General features: G+C 70.4%; 17 protein-coding genes. 6 read left to right on the top strand and 11 right to left on the bottom strand.

The features are described 5' to 3' along the window. Positions 1-149: 149 nt before the first annotated feature. The 3 genes from ACYVJS_RS06105 (at position 150) to ACYVJS_RS06095 (ending at position 3,992) form a co-directional block, all read left to right on the top strand. Entirely contained in the window at positions 150-2,675 is a 2,526-nt protein-coding gene (locus ACYVJS_RS06105) for an ATP-dependent Clp protease ATP-binding subunit (RefSeq protein ID WP_460738711.1), read from the top strand. Positions 2,676-2,756: 81 nt separating this feature from the next. After that, a complete protein-coding gene (locus ACYVJS_RS06100; RefSeq protein WP_243230962.1) occupies positions 2,757-3,260 on the top strand; it encodes an amino-acid N-acetyltransferase in 504 nt (167 codons plus the stop codon). A gap of 57 nt (positions 3,261-3,317) precedes the next feature. Beyond that, positions 3,318-3,992: a hypothetical protein gene (locus tag ACYVJS_RS06095; RefSeq protein ID WP_460738709.1), complete on the top strand. Its 675-nt coding sequence runs from the start codon at positions 3,318-3,320 to the stop codon at positions 3,990-3,992. On the opposite strand, the gene ACYVJS_RS06090 is transcribed toward ACYVJS_RS06095, so the two are convergent. Further along, the gene (locus ACYVJS_RS06090; protein WP_460738707.1) at positions 3,989-4,843 is read right to left on the bottom strand and encodes a CE1 family esterase; all 855 of its coding nucleotides are present in this window, start codon (positions 4,841-4,843) and stop codon (positions 3,989-3,991) included. The two genes, ACYVJS_RS06095 and ACYVJS_RS06090, sit on opposite strands and share 4 nt — an antisense overlap. Before the next feature lie 86 nt (positions 4,844-4,929). Here ACYVJS_RS06090 and ACYVJS_RS06085 point away from each other — a divergent pair, with 86 nt between their 5' ends. Then, positions 4,930-5,277 (top strand): MerR family transcriptional regulator, encoded by a 348-nt coding sequence (locus ACYVJS_RS06085; protein ID WP_460738704.1) that lies wholly within the window; start codon positions 4,930-4,932, stop codon positions 5,275-5,277. A gap of 3 nt (positions 5,278-5,280) precedes the next feature. Here ACYVJS_RS06085 and ACYVJS_RS06080 read toward each other — a convergent pair whose 3' ends face one another. Together ACYVJS_RS06080 and ACYVJS_RS06075 are read right to left on the bottom strand one after the other, a co-directional pair. Continuing rightward, positions 5,281-5,469 carry a hypothetical protein gene (locus ACYVJS_RS06080; protein WP_460738702.1) on the bottom strand — a complete coding sequence of 63 codons (189 nt, stop codon included), beginning with the start codon at positions 5,467-5,469 and terminating at the stop codon, positions 5,281-5,283. A 4-nt stretch (positions 5,470-5,473) separates the two neighbouring features. Continuing rightward, positions 5,474-5,920 (bottom strand): GNAT family N-acetyltransferase, encoded by a 447-nt coding sequence (locus tag ACYVJS_RS06075; RefSeq protein ID WP_460738700.1) that lies wholly within the window; start codon positions 5,918-5,920, stop codon positions 5,474-5,476. A gap of 39 nt (positions 5,921-5,959) precedes the next feature. On the opposite strand from ACYVJS_RS06075, the gene ACYVJS_RS06070 reads away from it, so the two are divergent. Both ACYVJS_RS06070 and ACYVJS_RS06065 read left to right on the top strand, forming a co-directional pair. Then, complete coding sequence (locus tag ACYVJS_RS06070) at positions 5,960-6,439, top strand: GNAT family N-acetyltransferase (RefSeq protein WP_460738698.1); 480 nt, start codon at positions 5,960-5,962, stop codon at positions 6,437-6,439. 24 nt (positions 6,440-6,463) lie between these two features. Continuing rightward, positions 6,464-6,877 (top strand): dehydrogenase, encoded by a 414-nt coding sequence (locus tag ACYVJS_RS06065; RefSeq protein ID WP_460738696.1) that lies wholly within the window; start codon positions 6,464-6,466, stop codon positions 6,875-6,877. Positions 6,878-6,894: 17 nt separating this feature from the next. Here ACYVJS_RS06065 and radA read toward each other — a convergent pair whose 3' ends face one another. The 8 genes from radA to ACYVJS_RS06025 form a co-directional block, all read right to left on the bottom strand. Further along, positions 6,895-8,244, bottom strand: coding sequence for a DNA repair protein RadA (gene radA / locus ACYVJS_RS06060; protein WP_460738694.1), 1,350 nt, complete (start codon positions 8,242-8,244; stop codon positions 6,895-6,897). 46 nt (positions 8,245-8,290) lie between these two features. Beyond that, positions 8,291-9,163: a hypothetical protein gene (locus tag ACYVJS_RS06055; RefSeq protein ID WP_460738692.1), complete on the bottom strand. Its 873-nt coding sequence runs from the start codon at positions 9,161-9,163 to the stop codon at positions 8,291-8,293. A gap of 183 nt (positions 9,164-9,346) precedes the next feature. Then, the gene (locus ACYVJS_RS06050) at positions 9,347-10,459 is read right to left on the bottom strand and encodes an acyl-CoA dehydrogenase family protein (protein ID WP_460738690.1); all 1,113 of its coding nucleotides are present in this window, start codon (positions 10,457-10,459) and stop codon (positions 9,347-9,349) included. A 17-nt stretch (positions 10,460-10,476) separates the two neighbouring features. Then, positions 10,477-11,391: an ABC transporter permease gene (locus ACYVJS_RS06045; RefSeq protein WP_460738688.1), complete on the bottom strand. Its 915-nt coding sequence runs from the start codon at positions 11,389-11,391 to the stop codon at positions 10,477-10,479. Further along, the gene (locus ACYVJS_RS06040) at positions 11,388-12,560 is read right to left on the bottom strand and encodes an ABC transporter permease (RefSeq protein WP_460738686.1); all 1,173 of its coding nucleotides are present in this window, start codon (positions 12,558-12,560) and stop codon (positions 11,388-11,390) included. Before ACYVJS_RS06040 ends, ACYVJS_RS06045 begins: the two co-directional genes overlap by 4 nt. Beyond that, positions 12,557-14,365, bottom strand: coding sequence for an adenine deaminase C-terminal domain-containing protein (locus ACYVJS_RS06035; RefSeq protein ID WP_460738684.1), 1,809 nt, complete (start codon positions 14,363-14,365; stop codon positions 12,557-12,559). Before ACYVJS_RS06035 ends, ACYVJS_RS06040 begins: the two co-directional genes overlap by 4 nt. Continuing rightward, a complete protein-coding gene (locus tag ACYVJS_RS06030) occupies positions 14,362-15,891 on the bottom strand; it encodes an ABC transporter ATP-binding protein (protein ID WP_460738682.1) in 1,530 nt (509 codons plus the stop codon). The genes ACYVJS_RS06035 and ACYVJS_RS06030 overlap by 4 nt, the downstream gene beginning before the upstream one ends. Beyond that, a complete protein-coding gene (locus tag ACYVJS_RS06025) occupies positions 15,891-16,901 on the bottom strand; it encodes a BMP family lipoprotein (protein ID WP_460738680.1) in 1,011 nt (336 codons plus the stop codon). The genes ACYVJS_RS06030 and ACYVJS_RS06025 overlap by 1 nt, the downstream gene beginning before the upstream one ends. Between the last annotated feature and the right edge of the window lie 32 nt (positions 16,902-16,933).

Genomic DNA, 16,933 nt, shown 5'->3' with positions numbered 1-16,933 from the left:
GGATGACCGGTGTGACCGCAAGCGGCTGATGCGGTGCGCCCACGGCGAACACGGGCTTGCCGCATCCGTGCTCTGGTTAGCCTCGATGTACAGCGCGCCGGAGGGTGCGCCCGATGTTGGCGTCATCTGGCGCCGGAGGAGTAGCCGCGATGTTCGAGAGATTCACCGACCGAGCCCGTCGCGTGGTTGTGCTCGCCCAGGAAGAGGCGAAGATGCTCAACCACAACTACATCGGTACCGAGCACATCCTGCTCGGTCTCATCCATGAGGGCGAGGGCGTCGCCGCCAAGGCGCTCGAGAGCCTGGGCATCTCGCTCGACGCCGTGCGCGAGCAGGTCCAGGACATCATCGGCCAGGGTCAGCAGCAGCCGACCGGCCACATCCCCTTCACGCCGCGTGCGAAGAAGGTGCTCGAGCTGAGCCTGCGCGAGGCGCTGCAGCTGGGCCACAACTACATCGGTACCGAGCACATCCTGCTCGGCCTGATCCGCGAGGGCGAGGGCGTCGCAGCCCAGGTGCTCGTCAAGCTCGGCGCCGACCTCAACAAGGTGCGTCAGCAGGTCATCCAGCTGCTGAGCGGCTACCAGGGCAAGGAGCCCGCGGGCGTCGCCACCGGCGCCGGCGAGCAGGCCACGACCGGTGCACAGGGCGGCTCGGCCGTGCTCGACCAGTTCGGCCGCAACCTCACCCAGGCCGCGCGCGACAACAAGCTCGACCCGGTCATCGGGCGCGAGAAGGAGATCGAGCGCGTGATGCAGATCCTCTCGCGCCGCTCCAAGAACAACCCTGTCCTCATTGGCGAGCCCGGCGTCGGCAAGACGGCCGTCGTCGAAGGTCTCGCGCAGGCGATCGTCAAGGGCGACGTGCCCGAGACGCTGAAGGACAAGCAGGTCTACTCGCTCGATCTCGGCTCGCTCATCGCGGGCTCCCGCTACCGCGGCGACTTCGAGGAGCGCCTGAAGAAGGTCACCAAGGAAATCCGCACGCGCGGCGACATCATCGTCTTCATCGACGAGATCCATACCCTCGTGGGGGCTGGTGCCGCCGAAGGCGCGATCGACGCCGCATCCATCCTGAAGCCGCTGCTCGCGCGCGGCGAGCTGCAGACGATCGGTGCGACGACCCTCGACGAGTACCGCAAGCACTTCGAGAAGGATGCGGCCCTCGAGCGCCGCTTCCAGCCGATCCAGGTCGCGGAGCCGAGCCTGCCCCACGCGATCAACATCCTGAAGGGCCTGCGCGACCGCTACGAGGCGCACCACAAGGTGCAGATCACGGACGGTGCGATCGTCGCCGCCGCGAACCTCGCCGACCGGTACATCTCGGACCGCTTCCTGCCCGACAAGGCGATCGACCTGATCGACGAGGCCGGCGCGCGCCTGCGCCTGTCGATCCTGTCGAGCCCGCCGGAGCTGCGCGAGTTCGACGAGAAGATCGCCAAGGTGCGCGAGCAGAAGGAAGCCGCATCCGAGGAGCAGGACTTCGAGAAGGCCGCATCCCTGCGTGACGAGGAGAAGTCGCTGCTCGCGGAGCGTCTGCGCCTCGAGAAGCAGTGGAAGAACGGCGACGTCGCGACCACCGCGGTCGTCGACGAGGGCCTGATCGCCGAGGTGCTGGCACAGGCCACGGGCATCCCCGTGTTCAAGCTGACGGAGGAGGAGACCAGCCGTCTCGTCTTCATGGAGAAGGCGCTGCACCAGCGCGTCATCGGCCAGGAAGAGGCGATCGCGGCCCTCAGTCGCACGATCCGTCGTCAGCGCGCCGGCCTCAAGGACCCGAAGCGTCCCAGCGGCTCGTTCATCTTCGCCGGCCCCACGGGCGTCGGAAAGACCGAGCTCGCCAAGGCGCTCGCCGAGTTCCTGTTCGACGACGAGGGCGCGCTCATCTCACTCGACATGAGCGAGTTCGGTGAGAAGCACACCGTCTCGCGGCTGTTCGGTGCCCCTCCCGGGTTCGTCGGCTTCGAAGAGGGCGGCCAGCTCACCGAGAAGGTGCGCCGCAAGCCGTTCTCCGTCGTGCTGTTCGATGAGATCGAGAAGGCTCACCCCGACATCTTCAACTCGCTGCTGCAGATCCTCGAGGAGGGTCGCCTGACCGACGGTCAGGGCCGCGTCGTCGACTTCAAGAACACGGTCATCATCATGACCACCAACCTCGGTTCGCAGGCCATCGCCGGCGGTCCGGTCGGGTTCCAGGTCGAGGGCAACGCACAGACCACGTACGAGCGGATGAAGGGCAAGGTCGACGAGGAGCTGAAGCGTCACTTCAAGCCCGAGTTCCTCAACCGCGTCGACGACGTCATCGTCTTCCCGCAGTTGAACAAGGCGGAGCTGCGCCAGATCGTGGGTCTGTTCACCAAGCGTCTCGCCGAGCGTCTGCTCGACCGCGACCTCACGGTGGAGCTGTCGGATGCGGCCAAGGACCGCCTCATCGAGATCGGCTTCGACCCGACGCTCGGTGCGCGTCCGTTGCGCCGTGCGATGCAGCGCGAGGTCGAGGACCAGCTCAGCGAGAGGATCCTCCACGGCGAGCTCAACGCGGGCGACCACGTGAAGGTCGACGCCGAGGGCGGCCGGTTCACGTTCGACATCGCTCCGCGTGGCGAGAAGGTCGCGCTGGGCGCGAGCGTCGCCGGCGAGATCTCGGCCACGCCGGACATCGTCGCCGGAAGCTGATACGCCATACACCGAAGGGCCGGATGCACGCCGCATCCGGCCCTTCGGCGTTCGCGCCGCATCCCGGCGTAGGGTTGCACCGTGAGCGAGTTCACCGTGCGGCCGGCGCGGACGGCAGATGTGCGTGCGATCCACCGGATGCTGGAGCCGTACGTCCAGCGCCGCATCCTGCTCGGCAAGGACATCGTCGTGCTCTACGAGGCCGTGCAGCAGTTTCTGGTCGCCGAGGATGCGAACGGCGAACTCATCGGATGCGGCGCGCTTCACGTCATGTGGGATGACCTGGGTGAGATCCGCACGCTGATCGTCGACGACGCCTGGCTGCACCGCGGTGTCGGGCGGGCGCTCGTGGAGGGCCTCGAGGAGCAGGCGCGCACGCTTGGCCTCTCGCGGCTGTTCTGCCTCACGTTCGAGGTCGACTTCTTCACGCGGCGCGGCTTCGCGCCGATCGGCGAGCACGTGGTCGACCCGGACGTCTACTCGCAACTGGTGCGCAGCCCCGACGAGGGCATCGCCGAGTTCCTCGACCTCGCGCATGTGAAGCCCAACACCCTCGGCAACACGAGGATGCTCAAGCAGCTCTGAGGTTCCCGCGCGGAGAGCCGCCGAGGCCGGGCGCCGGGTGCGACGTAGCCTGGATACGTGAGCTCTCCCACTCCGCGTCGTCGCCCGTCGAAGGCCGTGTACCGCCGTCGCCGCCTCGTCGCGCTGATCGGTCTGCTGGTCGTGGTCGGTCTGGTGTGGCTCTTCATCGCTCAGCCGTGGAACTCCGCCGCGGCGCCCGCTCCGGCCGCATCCGCCCCTGTTGCAACGCCGGACTCCTCGGCGCCGGCCGCAACCGACGCCCCGGCGACCGATGCGCCCGCGGATGAGGCGACGACCGGCGGTGAGGCGACGGAGGCCGGCATTCCCACGTGCACGAATAAGGACGTGAGCGTGGAGGCGTTGACCAACCAGTCCACCTACGCCGCCGATCAGAATCCGCAGCTCTCGATCCGGCTGAAGAACACGTCTGGCGCGGACTGCACGATCAACGTCGGCACGACGAGCCAGACCTTCACGATCACATCCGGAGAAGACACCTGGTGGCGCTCGACCGACTGCCAGAGCGAGCCCAGTGACATGGTCGTGACCCTCGCGGCGGGCCAGGAAGTGACGAGCGCGACCCCCATCACGTGGGATCGGACGCGCTCCGCCGTCGACACCTGCCAGAACGCGAACCGGCCCAAGGCGCCGGGCGGCGGCGCGTCGTACCACCTTGCCGTGTCGATCGGCGGTATCCCGTCGGCGCAGTCGGCGCAGTTCCTGCTGAACTAGCCGCCCAGCCCGAATGTCTCGGCGGCGAGGTCGGCGACCGAGATGCTCGTGGTCGTGCGGCCGATCAGGCGCGGGCCGGGCTTCGGCCCGGGAACCGTATGGCCGCCGCCGTGCACGGTGACGAACGTGACGGGCGGGTGGCCCGCCTCCCGCCAGTCGGTGCGCTCGACGCGCGTGCCGTCGGGATGGGGTCCCGCATCCGCCCCCGAGGTCGGAGGCGAGGCGATGCCGTTGCGTCGGGCGAAGTAGGCGGCGGTCTCGGGCGCGGAGAGGGACGAGCCACCGACGCGGAACACGAGCTGCGCCCATCGCCGCATCCGTCCGCCCGCGTACGGGACGACGGGGTCGGCCGTGCCGTGAACGAGGAGGACCGGAACCGGATGCGGCGCAGGTACGCCCTGGGGCAGCAGGAAGCTGTCGGGCTCGGGCAGTGTCGCGGCGACGATGGCGCCGCCGGCGAGCGGGGGCGCGTCCTCGTGGAGCAGGCGCATGAGCATCTGCCCGCCGTTGGAGTATCCGATTGCGTACACACGGGTCTCGTCGATGCCGTGCGTCTCGCCGAGCCGGGCGATCACGGCACGCGTGAAGGCGACATCGTCGACTCCGGCGAGCCGCGCCGGGAACCGGCTCTCGCGACGCGCGTCGTTCCAGTTGCCGCGGTAGCCGTCGAGGTAGACGACCAGGGCGCCCTTCTCGACGAGCGCGTCGTACGCGCCGCCGGTGAACGCGCGATGGATCTCTCCCGACTGCCTCGATCCGTGGAAGACCAGGACGAGCGCCTGCCCCGCGCTCCGCTCGCCGACGACGGTGAAGGTCCGCATCCGCCCGTCGACCTCGATGTGCTCCAACATGAACGCCGCCTCTCCGGCCCGATCTCGGGGCCGCTCGTCACGATATGCTTTGACATCGTGTCAAGGTCAAATCGAGGGAGCCGCCCGTGATCATCGGCGAACTGAGCGATCGGAGCGGCGTCAGCGCGCGCTCGATCCGTCACTACGAGAAGCTGGGCCTCATCAGTCCGCAGCGCGGCGAGAACGGCTACCGTCACTACTCGGACCGGGCGGTCCCGATGGTCGCCACGATCCACGCCATGTTCGAGCTCGGGTTCACACGCGACGACGTTCGCGCCGTCCTTCCCTGCGCCACGGGCGAGAAGTCGCACGGCGACGCTGAACTTCTCGGCCGGGTGGCCGAGATGCGCGAGCGGGTGGCGGGGCGCATCCGCACGCTCCGCGAGACGGAGGAGGCGTTGGCCGGCTTCCTCGTCGCCAACGAAGGCCGCTGAGGCTCAGGGCCTCATGCCGCGTTTGCCGGCAGTGATGGCCACGATCAGCCCCCATCCGCTGAGGCCACCGGCGATCCAAGAGACGTAGTGGAGCCACGACGGCGCTCCATTGAGGTCCCAGATCACGAAGAGGGTCGCCAGGATGAGGCCGATGGCAGCGGCGACGATGCCGATGATGCGATCGCGGTTCATGCGCTCACGGTAGCGGCGCGACCGGCTCCCGCTGCAGGAATGCGTCGATCTCGTCTTCGTGGTAGAGCGCGAAGCCGTGCCGCTCGTACAGCCGTCGCGCGGGTGAGCCCTGCAGGACGTTGAGGCGCAGAACTGCGCTTCCGGTGACCTCGGCCAGCACGAGAGCCAGCACCTGTGAACCGATTCCGCGGCCCTGGTGGGCCGTGGCGAGGTAGAAGTGCTCCACCCACACCCCGTCGGATGCCGGGCGCACGGCGATGCTGCCCGCATCCGCGCCGTCCACGACGATCACCCGGGTGAGAGCGGGGTCGAACGCCGTCAGGAAACGCTGCCGCACGTAGACCGGGTCGTACCGGTCGAGCCGCTCGAGATCGGGCCGCATGACCTCCGCCCGGAGCTCGGCGATCCATGCCGCGTCCTCGGGCACACTCGGACGCAGGCTCCAGCTCATCCGTCCATTCTCCCGCGCTCGCGGGTGTGGAATGGAGGAATGAGTCGTGCCGCGATCCGCATCGCCTCCGCCGGCGACGCCGCGGCGGTGTCCGAACTCCTGCGCGCGTACCACGAGCACACCGAGGCGGAGAAGGTCGCGCACGGTCTGCAGGAGTTCGGGCCGCTCTCACTCGCGTACGCCGCGGAGATCGCCGCCCCGGCCTTCCCGAGCTCGGACGTGTTGCTCGCCGAGCGCGATCGCCGGATCGTCGGGATGGTCGTCCTGCGCGTGGACGGAGCGGATGGGGAGATCAAGCGACTGTGGGTCGACCCCGCCGCGCGCGGGGCGGGAGCAGGCGCAGCGCTCATCGCAGAGGCGGCGCGACGCGCGACGGCGGCGGGGGCCGCATCCCTGCGTCTGTCGGTGTGGGACTGGCGACACGATGCGCTCGGGCTGTACCGGAGCCGCGGGTTCGTCGAGGTTCCGTCATGGGAGAGGAGGGCGCGTCTCGTGTGCCTGCGGATGCCGCTTCGCTGACGGCACGGCGGATACGCTGGGGGGATGGCCGGTAAGCAGAAACGCGGGAAGAAGCAGCAGCCTCCGCTGGAGTTCCGCAACACCGCGCTGACCGATGCGCTGCAGACGCAGGACATGGCGGCGGTGGCGTTCGCGCTGCGGCACGGGCCCACGGTCGTCCCGCTCATGCGCACCGGCGAGAGCGACAACCCGCTGGATGCCGGCGAGGTGTGGACCTACCGCGATCCGAACACCGGGCAGGTCGCGCTGCTGCTGTTCAGCGATGCAGCCCACAAGCCCGACACGCTGCCGCCCACGGTCGGTTTGCAGGGACCGGACTGGCTCCGGAGCTTTCTGAGCGCGCACCGCGAGGAGATCACGACCGTGTTCTTCGACATCGCGGGCCCACATCCGCTGCAGGCCACTCCCGGCGACCTGATCGCCGCGCTCGAGGTCTGAGGCGGAGGGGCGCGGGGTCAGCGGCTGGAGGCGGCGGGGGCGGGGATGTGCACCCGGCCGAGGGCGGAGAGCAGGTCCTTCGCGCCGGAGTCGATGACGGTCGTGTAGCCGAGACGGCCGGCCTCGGTGCGGCGCTGGGAGAGCTGGGCCACGGGACGCACCTCGCCGGTGAGACTCAGCTCGCCGATCGCGGCGACCTGGTGCCCCACGGGGCGATCGGTCGCGGCACTCGCGATGGCGAGGGCGATCGCGAGGTCGGTCGCGGGCTCGGTGATCTTCAAGCCGCCGACGGTCGACACGTAGATGTCGCGTTCGCCCACCCGCAGCCCGGTGCGGCGCTCCAGCACGGCGAGAATCATCGCCACCCGTGACGACTCGACGCCGTTCACGACACGACGCGGATTGGGTCCGGATGCGGCCACGACGAGCGCCTGGATCTCGACCGGCAGCGCGCGGCGCCCCTCGAGGGCGACCGTGACGCACGTGCCGCTCACCGGAGCGCCCTTGCTGAGGAAGAGGCCCGAGGGATCCGGGACCTCGCTGATGCCGTCGCCGGTCATCTCGAAGCAGCCGACCTCGTCGGTGGGGCCGAAGCGGTTCTTGAGCGCGCGGACGAACCGCAGCGAGGTCTGCCGGTCGCCCTCGAAGTGGCAGACCACGTCGACGAGGTGCTCGAGCAGGCGGGGACCGGCGATCGAGCCGTCCTTGGTCACGTGTCCGACGATGAGCACCGGCAAGGCGCGCTCTTTCGCGATGCGGATGAGGGTCGCGGCGACCTCGCGCACCTGGCTGGGGTGGCCCGCGAGACCCTCGCTGAGCGAGGAGGAGACCGTCTGCACGCTGTCGACGATGAGCAGCGAGGGCTCGACGTCGTCGACGTGGCCGATGAGGGTGGCGAGGTCGGTCTCGCTCGCGAGGTAGAGCTGATCGTGCAGAGCACCCGTGCGCTCGGCGCGTAGGCGCACCTGCGCGGTCGATTCCTCCGCGCTCACGTAGAGCACGCGGTGTCCGTCGCGCGCCGCACGGGCCGCGACCTCGAGCAGCAGCGTGGACTTGCCCACGCCGGGCTCCCCGGAGAGCAGGATCGCGGCCCCCGGCACGATGCCGCCGCCCAGCACCCGGTCGAACTCGGCCACACCGCTCGCACGCCGCGGCGACTCCGCGGTCGTGAGCTCGGTGATCGGACGGGCCGCGCGCGCCGCGGTGGGGCTCACCGGCGTGAGCGAGCGCATCACCCCCGTCGGCTGCGTCGCCTCGACGACGGTTCCCCACTGCTGGCATTCGCCGCAACGGCCGGCCCACTTCGCCGTCGTCCACCCGCATTCGGTGCAGCGGAAGGGCGCGGGAGCGGGGCGACGGGTGGCCATGATCTCAGGCTACGCGCCGCATCCGACATCCCCGGTGCGGGCCGGGTCAGTCGGCCGCGGAGACGGAGACGAAGTCGCCGGGCTTGGTCCCACCGGTCGGCGAGAAGAGGATGCGCTGGACGTTGCCCGCATCCGCCGGGTCGAAGAGCAGGGGGCGGCGTGAGCCGGTTGTCGGGAACTGCTTCGTCGGCACGACGACGATGGACTTCACCCAGCGGTTCGTGCCCTCGATGTCCTCGAAACGCAGCGTGACCTCTGCCATCATCCGGGAGGAGTTCGGCTCGCGAAGCGGGGCGTCGGTGATCTCGGCCTCGACCTTCGCGCCGCTCTGCAGCAGTCGGGTGGCGAGTTCGTTGTTCAGACGGCGGCGCTTCTGGGCGCCCAGGCGGCCGAGCAGCGTCAGCAGGGTCAGAAGCGCGAAGACGCCCGGCAGCCACCACTGCGCGGCATACATGATCCACGCGCCCGCATCCCAGTTCTCGTTCTGTCCGAACGTCGGGTCGATCGCGATGCCCACCGCGTCCGGAGCGGTCCACAGCGTGGTGGCGTACCAGGAGCCGAGGGTGAGACCGGCCAGCACGATGGGCAGAGGGCCGAGGAACGCGTAGCCGTCGGTGCGCCCGGAGTAGCGGTGGTTCCACGTGCTGTAGCCACCGACCATGATGATCGTGGCGACGATGCCGATCGGCAGCGACCAGCTGCGCAGCCAGATCGGGATGGCGGTGTCCCACGTACTGAAGACGCTGTTGAGGCTCATCACGCGGAACTGATCGACGAAGCCGCCGATGCCGAAGCCGATGGCGGCCGTCGTCGCCAGCGACGCGACACCGAACACCAGCGTCGCGATCAGAGCTGTCGTGCTCCCCCGATACTTCTCGTTGCGACGGGCTTCCTTCTCGCGGGGATCGATGAGGCTCATCATTCCAGCGTATCGATGGCCAGACTCACGACGAGACGGCCTGATGCCGAACATAAGGATGCGTGGCGACGGCCGCCGGGTACGCCGAGGAGGGGGGTCCTCGGCGTGCCTCGGGCGGATCATCGCCGCCACGCACCCCGACCCGGGCGCCGCTTCGCCGAGCGAAGGCAGCGCCCGGGGGTCTCACCCGCTCAGCACCCAGCCTCCGACGAGCTCGGAACTGAACGGAACGGAGTAGGCCATGAGCGCGCCCGCCTGCGCGTCGCGGAAGATGCGCTGGATGGGGGAGGAGACGAGGAACCCTCCGCCGCCGCCGATGCGGACGGCGAGGGCGGCCGTGCGCTTGGCGACCTCGTTGGCCAGCATCTTCGTCTCGGTCGCCGCGGGCATCGCCTCGGGGGAGCGCTGATCGGCCAGCCAGGCCGTGCGCTGGGCCATGAGCGTCGCCGCGGTGAGCTCTGCCCACGCCATGCCGGTCTCCTGGCGCACCCATGTGGCGTCGGCGAGGCTCGCACCCCCGCGCACCTTGCCCGCGGTCACCGCGATCGCGTCGATCGCGGATGCGGCGATGCCGAGCGAAAGGAACGCGAAGCCGACCGTGATGAGGTTCGCGTACTCGGGGGCGGGCGGTCCCGTCAGCCGGGAGCGCAGCAGGGGCGTCTCGTCGAAGAGGATCGTGCGGCTGCGGGTGGCCCGCATCCCCATCGTCTCCTCGATCGGCGGGAACGAGACGGTGTCGTCGACGGTGACGCCGAAGAAAGCGGGGGCTCCGTCGATCCGGGCGTTCAGGAACAGGTGGTCGGCCGCCTCGGAACCCGAGACGAACAGTTTGCGGCCGGTCAGCGCCCAGTCCTCGCCGACCGCATCCGCATCCTGCTGGGATGCCAGGAAGTGATTGCCGCCGGCCGGCTCGCTCAGGGCGTTCGCGAACCGCTTGCCCGCCTTCAGCTCGGAAGCGAAGAACGCGGCTTGCTCGTCGGACGACAGCGTCACGAGCGCGTGCGCCGCACCGAGGTGCATGAGCCAGACGGTCGCCACCGCAGGGTGCGCCGCAGCCAGCGTCTGCACGACGGCGCCGAGTGTCGCGTACGACAGCGCCTCGCCGCCGTGCTCGCGCGGCAGGAACGCGGCATCCAGCCCCGAGGCCGAGAGCGCGCGCAGGTGCTCGATCGGCAGGCGCGCGTCGGCGTCGTCGGTGGCCACGGTGGCGGCGAATCCGACAGCGAGCTCTCGGGCGGTGTCGACCCAGTGCTGTTCGTCGGCGGGCGGGGCGACGGGGGAAGGTCGGGTGAGCATGGACGGGTCCTTTCGGGTCAGGACAGGCGGAGGCTGGACAGCTGACGGCGCAGCTGGGCGCGGGAGGTGAGAACGAGCACGACGAGGGTCACAAGGTAGGGCAGCGCCGTGTAGAGCTCGCTGGGAAGCTGGATGGTGGTCGACTGGGAGAGCAGCGAGAAGCTCTGCAGGAAGCCGAACAGCAGGGCGCCCAGCGCGATGCCGACGGGGTTCATCCGGCCCATGATCACGATCGCGAGCACGATGTAGCCGCGGCCCGCCGTCATATTGGGCGTGAACGAGCCGATGGCGCCGACGGCGATGACGGCGCCGGCGAGACCCGCCGTCGCCCCGCCGATGAGCAGCGCTCGCGCCCCGACGCTCCGCGGGCGCACGCCGCGCAGGGCCGCGGATGCGGGGGCCGAGCCTGTGGCGCGCACCTGAAGACCGAAGCGGGTGAAGCGCATCACGAGCCAGGCCGCGGCCAGCAGCACGAGCGTCGCGTACACGAGTGGGCTCTGACCGAACAGCGCAGGTCCGATGAGGGGGATGTCGGTGAGCGGGCCGAGGTCGATCGGTGAGATCGTCGGAACGCTCACGTTCGTCCGGCCGGCGGGGATCCAGAGCTGGAACAGGTAGGTCGACAGTCCGAGGCCCAGCAGGGTGATCGCGAGGCCGACGACGATCTCGTTCGCCTTGAGCGTGTAGACGAGCACGTTCATCAGCAGCGCCAGAGCGATGCCGACGACGGCGCCCGCGATGAGACCCAGCCAGGGGCCGAAGGAGCTTCCGACGTAGATGGCGGTGAAGGCTCCCAGGATCATCATGCCCTCGATGCCGAGGTTGAGTCGTCCCGCGCGTTCGACGAAGCCCTCGCCGATCCCCGCGATCACGAGCGGAGCCGCCAGGGCGATCGCGCCGGCGAGGATCGACGCCCACAGTGCGATGGTCATCGGGTGCCCTCCTCGACGGCGATCTCGGCCTCGACGACCGGTTCACCGGATGCAGCCGCCGCATCCGACATCTCCTCGGCGGAGAACGCGCCGTCGTCGGGCGCCGGAGCCGGTCCCGGATGCGCGGGAGCGACGAGACCCGGCCTCGACGCGGCGATCACCGCGACGCCCAGCAGCAGCACGCCCTTGATGACCTCCGCGATGGATGACGGGATCGTCCCGGTCGCCGACTGCATCCCGACCGCGCCGACCGTGAGGGCCGAGAAGAAGACGGCCGCCACGGCGATGCCGGCGGGAAGCAGGCCGCCGAGCAAGGCCACGGCCAGACCGGAGAACCCGACGCCGCCCGAGACCGAGCCCAGCAGCCGCTCGTTGACGCCCGCGATCTGCAGCCATCCGACGACGCCGGCGCCCGCGCCCGAGACGAGCATGGTGCCGTAGAGGGTGCGCTGTCGAGTCGCACCGAGGCGCAGCGCGAGCGCGGGACGTTCCGCGAAGACGGCCACCCGTGTGGCCTGCCGCGAGCGACGCCACCACTCGAACAGGACCACGGCCACGATCACGAGCAGGATGCCGACGTGCGCGCGGGTGCCGGGGATGAGGGCGGGAAGGGCCGCCGCCTCGGGCAGGCGCTCGCTCTGCGGTGTCGCCGTCGCCTCGCCGCTGGCGAGCCACGTGCGCAGCGTCCAACCGAGGAAGCCCGTGGCCACGTAGTTCAGGAGGAGGGTGGACAGGATCACGTTGACCCGCCAGCGCACGGCGAGCCAGGCCGGCACCAGAGCGAAGGCCGCTCCGCCGACGGCGCCGGCGACGAATCCGACGAGTGCGTAGAGGATGGCGGGAGCCGCATCCGCCGTCACATCGCGCACCCACAGGATGGCGGCGGTCGCGAAGATGGCGCCCATCGTGACCTGGCCCTCGGCGCCGACCGAGAACACGCCCGCCCGGAGCGCGGGGATCAGCGTCAGCGCGACGATCGCCACGGGAGCGGCTCCTACGAGCAGCTCGCCCACGCGGTACGGCGAGCTGGAGACGCCCTCCACCAGCCCTCGCAGCCCCGTCAGCGGGTCGGCGCCGGCGAAGAGGATGAGCGCGACGGCTACCAGCACGACCGCGGCGACCACCGCGCCGGTCAGCGCGACGGACCGCATCCGAGAGGAACGGATCACGCGTGCTCCTCGGGGTCGTGGCCGCAGGCATCGACCGGGCCCGGCACGAGCACGTCGACGAACTGCTGCGTCGCCGCGTCGATCAGGCCGAGCTCGGTCAGGCCGAGGTCGGGGACCACGTAGAGTCCCACGAACGACAGGATGATGTACGGCGAGGCGATCGCGCAGCCCAGTTCGTGGGTCGCCGCATGCCCGGCCGCGAGAGCTGCGGCGGTCTCCTCGAACGGGGCGTCGCTCATCATCCCGCCCACCGGCAGCGCGACGCGGGCGAGGACCTCGCCGTCGGCGACCGTCACGAACCCGCCGCCCATGCGCCCGAGCTCCGCGACCGCGAGACGCATGTCGTCGTCGTCCGCGCCCACGACGGCGATGTTCATGTTCGGGCAGTTCATCGTGATCGCGATGGCGCCGCGGCCGAGGCCGAAGCCCTTCACGAACCCGTGACCCGCGAGCGCCTCGCCGTGGTGGCGGTCGACGACCGCGATCTTCAGCACGTCCTGCGAGGGGTCCGAGACGACCTGGCCGTCCACGACCGGCAGGGATGCGGTGAACTCCCGCTTGAAGTAGCCGTTGTACATCTCCATCGCGCGCACGCGTACACGCGTGGCACCCTCGGGGGCCGCGACGGTGAGCAGATCCACCGGGAGTTGCTCCGGCAGGTGCACGGTGCCACGTGCCCAGTCGGGCAGCACGTCGGTGTTGTCGAAGAGGGCCACGCCGTCCTTGGCGACGACGCGCCCTGCGACGACCACGACCTCCGGCCGCACGTCGGCGAGATCGCGGATGACCTGGAGGTCTGCGAGGCGGGAGGGGGCGAGCAGGCCGAGGGCCTGGTCGAGCCGGTAGTAGTGCGATGGCTGCGTGGTCGCCATGCGGTACGCGAGCTGCGGGTCGACGCCGAAACGGATCGCCTGGCGCACATGGTGGTCGATGTGGCCCTGCGTGTGCAGGTCGAGCGCGTGCTTGTCGTCGGCGCAGAAGCTCAGGTGGCGCAGCGCCGGCTCGATCGCGTCGAGGTCGGCGAAGAGGGGAACAGTGTTGTCGGCCAGCGACGATCCCATGACCGTGATCATCGCGCCGAGGCGCGTGCGCTCGAGCACCTCGTCGACGGTCGAGGCGTTGTGGTCATCGCTGATGCCGGCCGCCAGGTAGCCCCAGAGCGACTCGTGGGTCTGCGCCGCCGTGTGGCCGGTGAGTCGGCGACCGGCCACGAGCGCCTCGCGGAATCGGCCGGTGGAGAGCTCGCCGTAGTCGAACGGGTTGGACTCCCCGAGGGTCGCGGTGTTGTCGTCGTGCAGGCGGGCGCGCACGACCTCTTCTTCGATGACCGCGCCGCCGCGCTCGAGCGCGAAGGAGGTGGGGGTGGTCGGCGAGACCTGCTGGAACACGTGCAGCGGGGTCGTCGTGGACAACGCCAGGTCCATTCCTCTCGCGCCCCAGACGTTCGCCGCGCCGTTCGGGTCGGTGAGCACCGTGGTCGTACCGCGGGCGACCGAGAGACGGGCGAGCTCGCCCGGCGTGAGGTTCGTGTACTCCACATGCAGGTGTGTGTCGATGAAACCCGGCACGACGTGGCATCCGCGCGCGTCGATCTCGGCTCCCGCCGTGGGGACGTGGTTCCAGGGAGTGAGCGTCGCGATGTGCCGCCCCGCGACGAGCACGTCGCGCTCGAGCCACTCCTCGGTTCCGGGAGACTGCACGAGTCCGCCGCGCACGATCAGATCGGGGGCCGTGTGCCCCGCCGCGACCGCGCGCAGATGAACGAGCTCCTCGGTCGTCGGCAGCAGGTCGGTGAAGTCGGTCATGAGGGCTCCTCTGCGGGGTCGAGTCCTGCCATCGCCGCGCCGATGCGGGCGGTCGTCGCCGCCTCCGCGGGCAGGTCGGCGACGATGCGTCCGTCGAAGACGACGACGATACGGTCGGCGAGACCGCGGATCTCGTCGAGATCGTGGGAGGCGACCGCGACGGCGGCCCCCGCCTCCGCGGCCTGGACGAGGCGGTCGCGGATGGCCTGGGCCGCCCGCAGATCCAGCCCCTGGGTCGGCCCGTAGGCGAGCACGACGCGCGGTGCGCCCCCGGGCCAGGTGTGACCGAGCTCGCGCGCCGCCAGCAGCTTCTGCTGGTTGCCGCCGGACAGCCCGCCCGCGGCCAGGGTCGGGACGGCGGGTCGCACATCGAACGCGGTGAGGCGCTCGCCGGCCGAGGCGCGCGCCGCGCCGCGGGTACGGCGGTCGGTACGCACGCCGCTGGCGGCCTCGTAGAGCCCCAGCGTGTCGCCGAGGGAGAGTGCGGGAACGAGCGCGTCGCTACGCTCCTCGGGGATCCATGCCACGCCCCCGCGGAGCAGCTCGACGGCCGAGGGCGCCGTGCGTCCCTCGAAGACGAGGGATCCGGATGCGGGTGCCCGCAGCCCCGCGAGCACATCGATGAGCGTGTTCTGGCCGCTGCCGGCGACGCCCGCGATGCCGACGATCTCTCCGGCGCGGAGCTCGAGCGACACATCCCTCAGAGCTGCATCCGTGTCGGACGAGGCGTGGACGCCCTGCACGGCGAGCACCGTCTCGCCCGGGATGCGGTGCGCGCGCGGGGCGGGTTCGTCGAGGTCGCCGACCATGAGTCTCGCGACCTCGGCGGCGGAGAGTCCGCGCGCGGGGCCGTGGTGCACCCGGCGTCCGTGCGACAGAACGGTCACCTCGTCGGCGACCGCACGCACCTCCTCGAGGCGGTGCGTGATGAGCACGATCGCCGTACCCAGGGCGCAGAGCGTGCGCAGATGTTCGAACAGGCCGCCCACTTCGCGGGGGCCGAGGCTGGCGGTGGGCTCGTCCAGGATGAGGGTCGTCGCGCCCTCGGCGAGGGCGACCACGATCTCGCCGAGCTGGCGGTGCGCCTGGCTCAGCCGTGCGGTGGGACTGTCGAGGTCGACGCTCACGCCGGCGCGCTCGAGGGTGTCGGCCAGGGCTGCCCGGGCGGCGCCGCGGCGGGCGATGCGCGTCGAGCCCACGAGCAGCAGGTTCTCCACCAGGCTCAGCTCGCCGACCAGGCTCAACTGCTGCGGGACCATGTTGACCCCGCGCTCCTTGCCGGCCGCGCGGTCGCGGGGCGCATAGGAGGTTCCGTCGAGCGTCATCGTGCCCGCATCCGCCGACTCGATGCCGGCGAGGATCTTGGCCAGCGTCGACTTGCCCGCGCCGTTCTCCCCGACGAGGGCGTGCACGCTGCCGGCGCGCACGGCGAAATCGACGGCGTCCAGGGCGTGGACGGCGCCGAAGCTCTTGGAGACCGACCGGGCGACGAGCGCCCGGTCGGTCTCAGGGGTGGGGATGGTCATCAGGAGATGGTGACACTTCCGTCTTTGAGGCCCGCAATGAGCTCGTCGACCTTCGAGGCGACGTCGGCCGGCACGGCGCCGTCGACGCTGTTGATGTCCTGGTAGACCAGTCCGCCGTTCTCGAGCGTCGAGGTGACACCCTTGCCGCCGAACTTCTTGTCCGCGACCTCTTCGACCCACGCCTTGACGATCGGGTACATGTCGAGATCGACCGTGGACACGTTGGTCTTGAGCGCCTCGGCGCCGGCGGCGGGGGAGACGCCCACGGAGAGGACGCCCGCCTTGGAGGCTGCGGCACCCACACCGGCGGCGATGCCGTCGCCGGTCGTGTAGACGAGCTTCGCGCCCTGGCCGATGAGACCCGCGGTCGCGGATGCGGCGGCCTCGGCGTCGTCGAAGCTCCCGGCGTAGACGACCGGGAGCAGCTCGGCCGACGGGTTGGCCGCGAGCGCGCCCTGCTGGAAGAAGGAGTCCGTCGCCTTCACGAAGTCCAGCTCCAGGCTCTCCACGCGTCCGATCGGCGACGCCTGGGTGAGACCCGCGATGTAACCGGAGAGGTATCCCACCTCGGGCGTGCTGTAGGTCCAGGTCTCGACGTTGTCGGTGTACTTGTCGAGGATGTCGGCGCCGCCCGAGGCGGTGAAGTGGCTGTCGGGGAAGTCCTTGGCGACGGAGAAGATCGCGTCGCCGAGTTCGATGCCGTGCCCGATGATCAGATCGAAGCCCTGGCTGGCGAAGTCCGCCACGACCGGCTCGCTGGTGGCCGGGTCGGCCATCTGCTCGCGCAGCTCGTACGTGATGAGGCCTTCGTCCTGGAGCTTGGCGAGGGCGTCGGCCAGCGCCTGGTTGAAGGCGCCGTCGTTCGCGTTGCCGGGGGTGAGGGCACCGACGCGGATCACGTGATCGGATGCGGCGGAGGACGACGTGGCATCGGCGGTACCGGAGCAACCGGCGAGTGCGAGCGCGGCCGTCGCGGCGATGGCCGCGGCGAGGAGGGGGCGAAGACGCATTGCGGTGTCCTTTCGGGTGGGTGTGGCGGGTT

The organism is Microbacterium neimengense (assembly GCF_054782995.1).
The sequence above is the reverse complement of the archived record's forward strand: the minus strand, read 5'-3'. Positions and strand labels throughout refer to the sequence as shown.